This window comes from Vibrio sp. 10N, assembly GCF_036245475.1.
GTDB lineage: Bacteria > Pseudomonadota > Gammaproteobacteria > Enterobacterales > Vibrionaceae > Vibrio.
This window is the reverse complement of the sequence record NZ_BTPM01000002.1, coordinates 1,380,242-1,392,282: the sequence shown is the minus strand read 5'-3', so window position 1 is coordinate 1,392,282 and position 12,041 is coordinate 1,380,242. Positions and strand designations below refer to the sequence as shown.

Sequence of the window (12,041 nt, the reverse complement as noted above, 5' to 3'; positions counted from 1 at the left end):
CTAATCCCTTAAATGAAATGGCGTTTCAATAAGTAATTTGGTGGCAAAAAAAGCAGCACGTGTGCTGCTTTTTTCTTTTATCAATGTCAAATTGGGTACTTATGGTAGCCCAAATGCTCGGAAACGGTACGTCCCGCTGTATGGAGGAGAGCGATATACTCTTGTTTACGGCTTTCCTCGAATCGAATCGTAGGGAATGAGACTGAGATAGCCGCAATAGTAGCGCCAAATCGGTCGTAAACTGGAACCGCTATACAGCGGAGTCCTGGCTCTTGCTCTTCATTGTCTTCGCCAAAGTGTTGCTCACGAACAAGATTTAACTCTTCAAGCAGCTGGTCTACGTTTTCATGCGTATGTTGCGTGTGTTTCTTAAACTCAACGTCAGCCAATAGATTTCGCACTTCCTGCTCATCCATATGAGACATGAGTACTTTGCCAATCGCGGTGCTGTAAAGCGGATTACGGCGACCGATGCGAGAGTGCATACGTAGATGGTAACTAGAGTCAATTTTGTGCAGGTAGATGATCGAATCTTCGTCAATGGATCCTAGGTGAACCGTCTCATTGATTATCTTAGAGATTTTCGCCATCTCAGTGTTGGCAAGGTCAATAAGGTCGACATGCTCTAGCGCCTTTGAACCTAGCTCAAACAACTTTAGTGTCAGTGCGTATTTATCGGCTTCCCCTTCCTGCTCAACAAACCCGAGTGTCTTCATTGTTTGCAAAAAGCGATAGGTTGTCGCTTTTGACATCATCAAACGTTGAGAGAGCTCTGATACACCGATCTCTTTTTGATCAGCCAGCGCTGAGAGAATGTTAAATACTTTTAGTACTGACGATACGGCTTCTGGTTGAGTTGATTTTTCCATTTCACGCTCTGTGTCATTTTCAATAGCTACAGATTATACCTGACATGTTTGAGTGAGTCAGTAGTTTCGAAAAGCCATTTCATTTATTTAAAACCAAGTTGTGAGACATTTATCACATTCAAGAGAACGAAACCAAAAAATTAAAACGCAATTTCAAAAATAACTTTAAGGCGTGTCATTTTTTGTGTAATGTAGATTTCAACAGAGTGAACACCCCCTTTAATCGTTCACCGCACATTCACTACAAAGGAACAGACTATGATTCTTGATTCGTTTAGCCTTGAGGGCAAAGTAGCAGTAGTAACTGGTTGTGATACTGGCCTTGGTCAAGGAATGGCTCTTGGACTTGCTAAAGCAGGTTGTGACATCGTTGGTGTCAACATTGTTGAACCGTCAGAGACGATAGCGATGATGGCGGAGACGGGTCGTAAGTTTATTGATATTCGCGCTAACTTAATGAAGCTAGACGACATTCCAGGCATCGTTGATCGAGCTGTTACTGAGTTAGGTCGCATTGACATCTTGGTAAACAATGCCGGCATCATTCGTCGTAATGACGCCATCGACTTCTCGGAGCAAGATTGGGATGACGTGATGAATATCAACATCAAGTCGGTGTTCTTTATGTCACAAGCGGTGGCTAAGCAGTTCATCGCCCAAGGTGAAGGCGGCAAAATTATCAACGTGGCTTCAATGCTGTCATTCCAAGGTGGTATTCGAGTGCCGTCTTACACAGCTTCGAAAAGTGGTGTGATGGGTGTGACGCGTCTGATGGCCAACGAATGGGCAAAAGAAGGCATTAATGTGAATGCGATTGCTCCGGGTTACATGGCGACGAACAACACAGCAGCGCTTCGCGCTGATGAGCAGCGTAATGCTGAAATTTTAGAGCGTATTCCAGCAGACCGTTGGGGCACGCCGGAAGATCTCGCTGGACCATGTGTGTTCTTAGCATCAAAAGCTTCAGACTACATTAATGGTTATACCATTGCCGTTGATGGTGGTTGGCTATCTCGCTAACGGGATTGAGAGAAGATGATTGAACTATTTTCTGTCGGCCAGGCATTGGGTTTTTTGAGTTTTGGGTTAGGAATCTCCACCTTTTACCAAAAAGATGACAGGCAGCTCAAAATTTCGATGTTGGCCTTTAATATCAATCATCTTCTCCATTTTTTATTACTAGGTTCAACCGTCTCAGCTGCCGCAGCTGGACTGTCGGCTGTCAGAACGTTGGCGTCAATTCATACTCGCTCCAAACTTGTGTCGGTAATTTTCATAGTTGTTGCTGGTGGTTTTGGGTTCTGGATTGCTGATGGCATTGGGCAACTTTGGTCAATATTTGGCACTGTGATAGGAACATTCTCTATGTTTGTTCTCAGCGGTGTGGCAATGCGTATTGGCTTTTTGCTGGGCGCCACATGCTGGCTTATCAACAATATACTGGTTGGCTCAATTGGCGGCACGTTACTGGAAGCGACGATTATAGTGACGAACCTAGTGACCATTTATCGTTTACGTAAATCAAGTGATGTAGTGGTTAGCGAATCACAAACACAATAGGTTTTTACACATGTTTGTATTTAACAAAGATATACAGTTAGAAGATTTAGGTGACGGTGTAAGCCGCAAGGTACTTGCACACAACGACAATATGATGTCGGTTGAAGTCCATTTTGAGAAAGGTGCGGTTGGCGCGATGCACTCCCATCCTCATGAGCAGCTTACTTACGTACTGTCTGGCGCTTTTGAGTTCACGATTGGCGATGAAAAGCACATCGTTAAGGCCGGTGACACCATGTATAAGCAGCCAGATATTGAACACGGTTGTGTGTGTGTCGAGGCCGGTACGCTTATCGATACGTTCACACCAATGCGCAAAGATTTTGTTTAAGATTAAATTATTGACGAGCCTTTTCGTCGGAGAATGACTATGAAAATTGCACTAATGATGGAAAACAGCCAAGCACCTAAGAATGCTATGGTTGCAGCGGAACTGAACTCGGTAGCAAGTGGCCTAGGTCACGACGTATACAACGTTGGCATGACAGATGAAAATGACCATCACCTGACTTATATTCACCTTGGTATCATGGCGAGTATTCTTTTGAATTCAAAAGCGGTGGACTTTGTCGTGACTGGCTGTGGCACAGGTCAAGGCGCGTTGATGGCAAGCAACCTTCACCCTGGTGTGGTATGCGGTTACTGCCTAGAGCCATCTGATGCATTCCTTTTTAACCAGATTAACAATGGTAATGCGATTTCATTGGCATTTGCGAAAGGCTTTGGCTGGGCTGGTGAGCTGAACGTTCGTTACATCTTCGAAAAAGCGTTTACTGGCGCTCGCGGCGAAGGTTACCCAGTTGAGCGAGTTGTACCTCAGCAGCAAAATGCAGCGATCCTGAATGATGTTAAGGCAGCTGTTTGCAAAGACGTTCTGGCGTCACTAAAAGCGATTGATCAAGATCTCGTTAAGCAAGCTGTTGGTAGCACTCAGTTCCAAGAGTGCTTCTTTGCTAACTGCCAAGTCACTGAGATTGCGGAATACGTTCGTACTTTGATTGACTAGTTTGATTTGACTCCAAGTAACCTCAGCCCCCTCGAATCCTTGTCTCTGGGGTTACTTTAATCAAACGTTGCACCACGTAGTGGCTTTTAATTTTTTGTTTTGATGTCCATATCGGGATTTCTCCAGCCAGTGTTATCACTGGCTTTTTTTATCGACAATAATGAACTGATTTTATTGTCAATTTCTCATCATTTCATCGGTAATTCATGCTCACTCTCAAAACTAAAATCTGATATTGAACCACAAATCCGTACTCTTAAAGTTGCCTATCAAGTTTACTTTTTGAAATGGTATGTTCAGCATGAATAGTGAGTATTTTAACAGCGTTAATCGCTATCGATATTTTTACAACATCCGCCCCGGGGACACATTAAGCAAGGTCATTCTCAAAATCTACCATCATCGTTATGGCAGTGATGGCTATCGTCAGGCGCTTGATCAAATCCTCACTGACAACCCAGAAATCCAACACCCTGATAAAGTTCGTATTGGCCAAGCGATTTCACTCCGCCCTCTGAATAGCAAGCCCGCCTCCACCTCTCCCGTCGCGAGTCAATTCGCGCCAAACCCGGCCATTTCAAAGGAAGATAAAGCGCAGTTTGAGCGAACCATGAAGCAGATGCCTCAGCAGCAGCAAGATTTGTTTTGGGCTCTGTCGTGGTTAGAGGATGCCTGGGGACCAGCGAGTACGGGCGCTGGGGTGACGTTTGCGTCTATGGGGATATTGTTGGGAGGCAAAGGGAAAGGAAATATAGCTAAACTCGCGGAGATCGAGAAAGTCTACCAACAGTACAAATTAGGTGTGTTGACAAAAGGTCAATATGATTATCGTCGCAGCAAGATTTTGAAAGCCGTTGCGCGAAACTTTGGGCCCATTGAAAAAGTACTGTTTAAAGGCAAAAAGGCGCGGGAAGCTATGCGGATATCAAGAGCTGGTGGAGTCTCTAGCACAGTCGCATTACGCAAGAATACCCAGAGACTTGCAGCACTATCATCTGGAGCAGCACGAGGCGGTACGCTTCTTACAGCTGTTGGTATAGGCGTTTCCTGTCAACAGATCTCACAATCGAGTTCTATAGCGGAGAAAAACGAAATTTTCGCTGAGACGGTAGCGAGCGCTGTTGTTGGAATAGCAGCTGGTACTGCAATATCACTCGTTGTTGGTGTCGCTTCGATTGGTTGGTTTGTTGCACTAAGCATAGCAGCTGTCTCTGCAGGTATAGGTTATGTAGGTGGTAAAATGGGAGTCTATATATACAAGGAGAATATTCCCTATTTCAATCTTGTTTCGAAAACCGGTGTAGATAAAGTATGTTCTCAGTAGCTCAGACTCTTACTATCACTTTTTTTGTAGTGGGTATATTCATGGCCTTTTGGTTTGTGGTTGTCGGAGCAATATTATGTTTTGTTACTCCCAAAAGTATAAAAGAGTACGCATTTACCACAGATCATTATACCGAGGTAGAGCTGGCAGTCGCGTCGGGCTTTCATTTTTTTGCCTTAATACATGGTATCGCATTGATGACAGTGATCGTAATGCCTAAGATAGCGAAACGCAGAGGGCTAACAGGAATAAGATCTGTCTGTCCTCCTGGATTTGTCAGGATTTGCTATTGCTATATTGGCATTTTATGGACATCAACTATAACAACCATGTTGTGTTTCGTTTTGGTTATTGTGATTGATCAATTATTCCTCACAGCGACGTAGTTAATTGTTTCTAAGGGTAATTTTTATTATCAGTACTCTCGGGGTGAATAAAACATGCAGATTGTAGAGTGGGCATTCATATTGTTCTTTGCTTTTGGTGGTTTGCTTTTGGTGGTTTGCTTTTGGTGGTTTGCTATTTGTATGGTTTATATTGGTTGGCGGAGTTTTAACTTTTTTTACTCCAAAGAGAGTTATTCAATACGCGTTCTCCCCAAAGCATTACACAAGAGGAGAGCTTGCGCTAGTGAGAGGGTTTCACTTTGTAGCGCTAATACACGGCGTAGCTTTGCTCACTGCAGTCGCCTTTCCCAAATGGGCTAAAAAGCGGCGATTGACGGAAATACGCGCCGTATGTTCTCCAATCTTCATAAAGCTTTCCGTCACATATATATACGTCCTGTGGATTTTGACAGTTTCGGTTGTTGTTTGTTTGGTAATTATGAAGACTTTTAGCTGATTATGTTTAGTGCAATTAAAACCCTACTTGTCGTCTCTTTAGTCATTGGTTATTTGGTCATAGCTACGCATTGTTACTTCCAAGAGTGCAAAAAGTACCATTTGCAATAGATAACGATACCGAAATTGAGTGGGTTCAAGTTAGCTAGCCTTAGGGTGAAAAGTATGCAAGTTATAAAGTGGGCATTTATTCTGTTTTTTGTTTTTGGGGGATTACTATGTGTGTGGTTTATATTGATAGGAGGAGTCTTAACATTTTTCACACCAAAACGTGTCATTCATTATGCTTTCTCTCCCGAACATTTCACTAATGGCGAGCTAGCACTAGTCCGAGGGTTTCATTTCGTAGCCTTGATACATGGGGTTGCCCTGCTAACCGCTGTTACTTTTCCTAAGTGGGCGACAAAACGAAAATTGACGGAAATACGTTCAGTATGTTCACCTATCTTCATAAAGCTTTCGGTAACATACATATACGTACTTTGGACTCTCACTATTTTGACGGTGATTTGCTGTGTGACCGCGTTGAGTCTGATTTAGCTGCTGGAGCAGCAATGGTTAGTAGTCGAATAGGCTATATTGGTGTTGATGTTTACAAGCGTCGTTACTCTGATATCTCAGTAGTAGACGAGCTAAGGGTTTTAAAGTATGCAAGTAATTGATTGGGCCTTTCTTCTGTTTTTTGTTTTTAGTGGCATCCTATTTGTGTGGTTCATTTTGGTTGGTGGACTAATGACCTACTTTACTCCAAAAAGTGTCGTTGAATTTGCTTTCAACTCTAAACACTATACTCCTGTTGAACTTTCAGTTGTAAGAGGATTCCATTTTGTAGCGTTAATACATGGTGTTGCGCTGCTGACTGCTGTCACTTTTCCAAAATGGGCTACAAAGCGAAAACTGACACAAATACGAACGGTTTGCCCACGAATTTTTATTAACTTAAGTGTGGTTTATATCTACGTGTTGTGGAGCTTGATGATATTGATCATGATTTGCTGCGCAATCTGGGTATCGATGGCTTGATCTGAGCAGTTTCAAAGATCTAGTGACTCTCTTGTCACTAGATCACCGCGCATCTAATTACTCGTTGTCTTGTGCTCTTAACCTGAGCACTAAAGGATTCGTTATCGGCTCCCCAAGCTCCGGCAGTGGCCTTTGATTACTTTCCCCATATCCAATTTTAAACTTCACTCGGTTAAGGCAAACCTTATCGATGTGCTCGCTAAGCAGGTTGAAGGCTTCAAATCGAGGTGCTAAATGAGAGTGCTCTGCTTGGTAGCGTTGAATCTCGTTAGCGAGTAGGCCGTAGAATTTAGTCTCGCTGATCCCTTGATGCTTTAGTCCATTCTGTTCTAGCCATTCTGTATCAAGCCACGGGGAAATAAATCGAAGCACAGTGACGAAATGACCAGTCAGAAGGTCATGAACTAGATACTTGGCTGGTAGGCGTGTTAGGTTCTGTTTGATGTCATCATCGAGTGAGTCCAGTTCAGGGAGTTCTTCGTCCACCAACCTTAAGTCGCCATGAAAGTCTTTGATGATACAGCCTACCGGTTGATTGTTTTCAAGAGTCAGTGTCACATTTTGCCCGTGAGCGACGAGTCCAACACCATATTGGCACATCAAGTGATAGAGTGGGATGACGACATGGCGAAACAGTTGAGTTAGCCACTGTTCCTGTGAAAGGCCAGAGGCGTCAATCAACGCTAAGATACAGGCGTTTCCTTTGCCATCATCCTGCATTAATGTTGCCATCGACATCGGTCTTTGCGCTGAATTGATAACTGACTCCGCGCGCTCTCGCCAAATGCAGCCGAGCATTTCATTATATCGATAGGCGCCTTCGATTTGAGATTGATACGGGTGAGAAACAAAAATTCCCCCGAGTTCTTGCTGCACCTTAAGCCCCCGGGAGTTGAGCAGTGGGTCGCTGCTAGCAATATCTGCTAGCCAAGTCGATATGGCAGCACCTTGCTGAATATATTTACCTGGAATACCGCGATAGCAAGAGGTATTGAGAATGGTCACCGCTGTTTTAACATCGAATTTGGTTGCTGGGGATAGGGCGCTGAGCGTGCGTATGGACTGTTGGGGTTGCCATAGTGCTTGTGAGTAGCCTAGGTCGATAAACCGCCCGTCCTCAAAGTAGTCTTGGAATTGAATGCGGATAAAGCGTTGATATTGCCAAGGGTGTATAGCAATCATCAGGTAATCCGCTTCGTGACCTTTTGGTAGCTGTACATGCAAACTGTCATAATCACTCGGTGACATGGTGGCTTTGATCAAATCGTCAGCTGCTAGATCGTCACGAAACCCGCTGTGGCAAAGTGAATGGTGCACAGCCACATAACGCAGTTGAAAACCGATACCGGTTTCTGGTGAGTAACGTTGTAACTCATCTTCTCCCCAGCCTAATCGACCTTTATTGGCGATCAGTTTTGGGTGTGCATCGAGATAACGTTGTCTTTGGGTTTCATCGCAATTGATGATATCCGATGCGGTGACATGTTCAAGTATTTTGACGCGTTCCACTTCACTGAATAGGGTTTGATTCATTTCTTCTATGAGACCAGAAAGGTCGATGTCGTTTATTTTTATCGTCGCTTGAAGATCAATTAAAAACTCACTAATTGTTGGGTTATTTGAGTTTTCATTATTTATCGAATTAATAATAGGGTTATACATTCCCCAAATACTTTTTCTTGCATCAAACTGCCAGGTGACCTTATTTAAAACAAGTGTTATCCGCGCAATGTCTTTACTCATGGCGACCTCACGGTCGAACTCAAACATCTCTTCAAAATCAAGCTCGCTAAGTGCTTTGGCGATGAGCTTTTGATTTGCCTGATACCAGTACTTCTTTGTCATGATTGGCCCCTCTTTGTCATTATCTAATTGATAAATAGGTAGATATGGATGTGATTCGATTATGTAAATAATCTATTGACAAAATGATATGAGATCAACAATCATAACGATAATTATTATCATTTTCACAAAATTTGTTGTGTAGTTGTTGCTATGTGGATGCGCGGTGCCTTGCTTGCAGTAGGGCTAAATCAAACATTGTTATTGAGTTTATTGCCAGTGTTAGTGGCAGTAATCAGTATTGAAGACTCTAGAAATTCATGGTCTTTGATAATAGCTTTCCTGAATTTAAATATGCTGAGTTTCTTTATTGGCTCGGCATTTTGGCCAGGAAAAATTATTCGTCTTGGTTACTTGTCTAGCGCAACAATAACGATATTAGGCTACTTTCTATCGAATGCTTTGTTTGTGGTTTTGCTTTTAGGTGCAACCAATAGCGTCCAGGTTAGTATTGAGTCTCTCGTGCTGATTGGTGTGACTCGTTTATTTATGGGGTTCTTTTCAAGTGCGTTCATGCCGATTGCTCAAGGGAGCATGTATGCACAAACGTCATGTGAGCAAAGACAGTACAAGAAGCTATCCAAAATAAGTGGAGCTTTGACACTCGGACGATTGGCAGGACCGGGATTGGTTTTATTGCCAGTGGATTGGTTTTGGGTATTGGTGATACCTTTTCTGCCGATGTTTTGGAGCTTTTTTAAGCGCCCATCTATCTCTTTTACTGGTCAAGAAGCAGAGCTATCTACTGCACCTAACATCAAAGCTCTGTCGTTATTCTTATTGTCTCCGCCCTCTTTGATCGCGCCGTTTCTCATAGCGCTCTCAACCACCGCCTTGGTGGCGAGTTTTCAGCTCGCACTCGCTCCCGAGATGACATCACAAGTAGGTGACGCCGAGCAGGCGAGTGAGATGCTCGCTTTTTTGATGCTTGGGTTGTCGATGCTGCTGTTTATTCTGCAAGTTTGGGTTATGCCCCGTCTGGCGAGGTGGCTCAAGACTCGCCTTTTCATCATTGCCTTCGGTTTAGTGGTTTTCGGTTTTTTAGCGCTGGTTCCAGATCCTAATTTAATGAACTTAATCCTCGCAGGCTTAGCTCTCGCGCTATCGATAGCGGGTTTACCCCCTTGGTACAGCCAAGTTGCGTTTCGGCGTGGAGAGCCGAAGCGCAAGGTGTCTGTGACCAGTGGATTGCTGGCTCAAAGTCATTCATTGGGACATCTAGTAGGCACTGCCAGCGCTGCACTGTGCCTGAGCGTTGGCATCAATGCTCTCTATGCATCGAGCCTGTTCGCCCTCGTTATTTTGAGTCTGATGTGGGTCGTAGTATCGACATCTCGCTCGCTTTTAACCACCTCTATATCAGAAAGTAAAGGAACAACATGAACACTTTAGTGAGAAAGGGTCTTCCCCTCACCACATTGGCCATCTTGGTTCACAGTGCCGCTTATGCTTCACCAAAATCAGACCTAGAAACGGTGATTGTAACGGGCTCAAAAATCCAAAGCACGATCGCGGATTCTGCAACAACCATGTGGGTAATCGATCAAAAAGAACTCGAAAAGCAGATCAATGCGGGCGCTGACTTAAAAGGAGCCCTCGGAAGGCTGATTCCAGGTTTTGACTTTGGCAGTGGAAGTCGAACTAACTACTCACAGAACCTACGTGGGCGCTCAGCACTCGTGATGATTGATGGTGTATCGCTGAACTCAACGCGTGAGATCAGCCGCCAATTCGACAGTATTAACCCATTTAACATCGAGCGTGTTGAGGTGTTATCTGGTGCGACCGCATTATTTGGCGCGGGAGCATCGGGCGGTATCATCAATATCATTACCAAAAAAGGCGAGTCTGGAGAGTTAGGCGTTGAGGCTCGTATTGGCGGTGTCTCTGGCTTCAACAGTAGTGAAGATCTAACCAAACAGGCGGCAGTCGCCATTTCTGGCGGTAATGACATGGTAGCAGGTCGTCTTTCGGTCGCTTATGAAGGCAAAGGTGCTGCGTTTGATGGCGATGGCAACATGATTATGCCCGACATAACGCAAACAGACATGCAGTTCAACGATGCCGTTGATGTTATGGGCAATCTAGAGTTTCACTTTGATGAGCAACAGTCACTATCCCTGACAGCGCAATACTACGACAGTCAGCAAGATACTGAGTATGGCGCGTATTTGGGCCCTAATTTGGCGGGCATTATGGGCTTCCCTGAGTTCATTGAAATTCGAAAAGGCCTGAAGCTTGATGAACAGCCGTCGACAAAACGTACTTTTGTCAATGCACAGTATAAGCATGATGAGGTGCTGTCTCATGCGCTTTTGGCGCAGCTCTACTATCGCAGCGAAGAGCTAGGTTTTTTTCCATTCCCAGATACTCGAACACCTATGTATGGCGCTTCTCAGCAAGACACCAGCATTTTTGGTGGCAAGTTGATGCTACAAAAAGAGTGGCAAAACATGTCACTAAACTATGGTGGCGAGTACGCATCAGAGACATTTAGTGCAAAACAGCGTGTGTTTGATCTTGCGACCGCGATGGCATCGGGAGCAATGACGTTTGAGAAACTGCGCGAACATCAGCGTTATCCAGATATCGATACTCAAAACGCGGCACTGTTCGCCCAAGCTAATTGGCGTGTAGCCCCTGATTGGCTGTTAACCGGTGGGGTTCGCTATCAACAAACGCGATATGACGTCAGTGACTTTGTTGGCTTGTCGCAACAAGAGTATGTGGCTCAGGGCCTTATCTCTGGTGCGGATGCAATACCTGGCGGCAGTTCATCAACGGATGTTTGGCTACTCAATGTCGGTGGTGTTTATGACGTGTCAGATAGCCAGCAGCTATGGGCGAACTTTAGCCAAGGCTTCAATGTGCCAGATCCAGCAAAAGTTTATGGTAAAGGGACGTACGACTATACCTCTAACCCTGGTAGAGCGACCTTGGTTAATAGTGTCAATATTAACAACACTCCGTTACCCGGTGTAAAGACCAATTCGTTTGAGTTGGGCTGGCGTGCCGCGGGGGAGAGTTATCAAGCACAGGTAGCGGGTTACTATTCACTATCGGATAAGACTCAGAAGATCAATACTAGTGACATGACCTTAGATGTCGGCAATGAAGAGAGTCGTATTTATGGTATCGAAGGTCAGTTTGATTACTACTTCACACAAAACATCTATGCTGGTATTCAAGGGCAATGGATCCGCAGTGAAGAGAAAAACCAAGGCTCTTGGCAAGACATGTCAGTGCAGTTTGCTAGCCCGTCTAGTGCGGTGACGAGAGTGGGTTACGACAACCTAAATTATGGTGCGGAGCTGTTCTTGCAATCCTTGGCAGACTACGAGGACGCAGACAATAACAAGCTAGACGGATACCATTTGGCGGGCTTAACCGGTTACTACGCGCTCCCTGTAGGTCAAATTAATTTTGGTATCGAGAACCTATTTAACACGGTTTACGAAACGATTTGGAGTCAGCGAGCTCAGGTTCTATACGGAACGATTTCTGCCCCAGATCTATTTCGTTACAACGGTCAAGGTCGCACATTTGCGCTTAGCTACAGTGCGGAGTTTTAA

Annotated in this window: 10 protein-coding genes; 8 read left to right on the top strand and 2 right to left on the bottom strand. The window is 44.5% G+C overall.

Features of this window, described 5'->3' with window-relative positions:
- Positions 1–86: 86 nt before the first annotated feature.
- Positions 87–869 (bottom strand): DNA-binding transcriptional regulator KdgR, encoded by a 783-nt coding sequence (kdgR, locus tag AAA946_RS22375; protein ID WP_338166951.1) that lies wholly within the window; start codon positions 867–869, stop codon positions 87–89.
- Between the two features lie 258 nt (positions 870–1,127).
- Here kdgR and kduD point away from each other — a divergent pair, with 258 nt between their 5' ends.
- The 6 genes from kduD (at position 1,128) to AAA946_RS22345 (ending at position 6,624) form a co-directional block, all read left to right on the top strand.
- Positions 1,128–1,889: a 2-dehydro-3-deoxy-D-gluconate 5-dehydrogenase KduD gene (gene kduD, locus AAA946_RS22370; protein WP_112459912.1), complete on the top strand. Its 762-nt coding sequence runs from the start codon at positions 1,128–1,130 to the stop codon at positions 1,887–1,889.
- 15 nt (positions 1,890–1,904) lie between these two features.
- Positions 1,905–2,429, top strand: a complete 525-nt coding sequence (locus AAA946_RS22365; protein WP_338166950.1) for a YgjV family protein — start codon at positions 1,905–1,907, stop codon at positions 2,427–2,429.
- Between the two features lie 10 nt (positions 2,430–2,439).
- On the top strand, positions 2,440–2,760 hold the full coding sequence (locus AAA946_RS22360; protein WP_338166949.1) for a cupin domain-containing protein: 321 nt from the start codon (positions 2,440–2,442) through the stop codon (positions 2,758–2,760).
- A 39-nt stretch (positions 2,761–2,799) separates the two neighbouring features.
- Positions 2,800–3,435 carry an RpiB/LacA/LacB family sugar-phosphate isomerase gene (locus tag AAA946_RS22355; RefSeq protein WP_338166948.1) on the top strand — a complete coding sequence of 212 codons (636 nt, stop codon included), beginning with the start codon at positions 2,800–2,802 and terminating at the stop codon, positions 3,433–3,435.
- Between the two features lie 301 nt (positions 3,436–3,736).
- Positions 3,737–4,759: a peptidoglycan-binding protein LysM gene (locus AAA946_RS22350; protein ID WP_338166947.1), complete on the top strand. Its 1,023-nt coding sequence runs from the start codon at positions 3,737–3,739 to the stop codon at positions 4,757–4,759.
- A gap of 1,490 nt (positions 4,760–6,249) precedes the next feature.
- Positions 6,250–6,624: a hypothetical protein gene (locus tag AAA946_RS22345; protein WP_338166946.1), complete on the top strand. Its 375-nt coding sequence runs from the start codon at positions 6,250–6,252 to the stop codon at positions 6,622–6,624.
- A gap of 57 nt (positions 6,625–6,681) precedes the next feature.
- On the opposite strand, the gene AAA946_RS22340 is transcribed toward AAA946_RS22345, so the two are convergent.
- Positions 6,682–8,469 (bottom strand): IucA/IucC family protein, encoded by a 1,788-nt coding sequence (locus tag AAA946_RS22340; protein WP_338166945.1) that lies wholly within the window; start codon positions 8,467–8,469, stop codon positions 6,682–6,684.
- A gap of 294 nt (positions 8,470–8,763) precedes the next feature.
- On the opposite strand from AAA946_RS22340, the gene AAA946_RS22335 reads away from it, so the two are divergent.
- Complete coding sequence (locus AAA946_RS22335) at positions 8,764–9,852, top strand: hypothetical protein (protein WP_338166944.1); 1,089 nt, start codon at positions 8,764–8,766, stop codon at positions 9,850–9,852.
- Positions 9,849–12,041 (top strand): TonB-dependent receptor, encoded by a 2,193-nt coding sequence (locus AAA946_RS22330; protein WP_338166943.1) that lies wholly within the window; start codon positions 9,849–9,851, stop codon positions 12,039–12,041. The genes AAA946_RS22335 and AAA946_RS22330 overlap by 4 nt, the downstream gene beginning before the upstream one ends.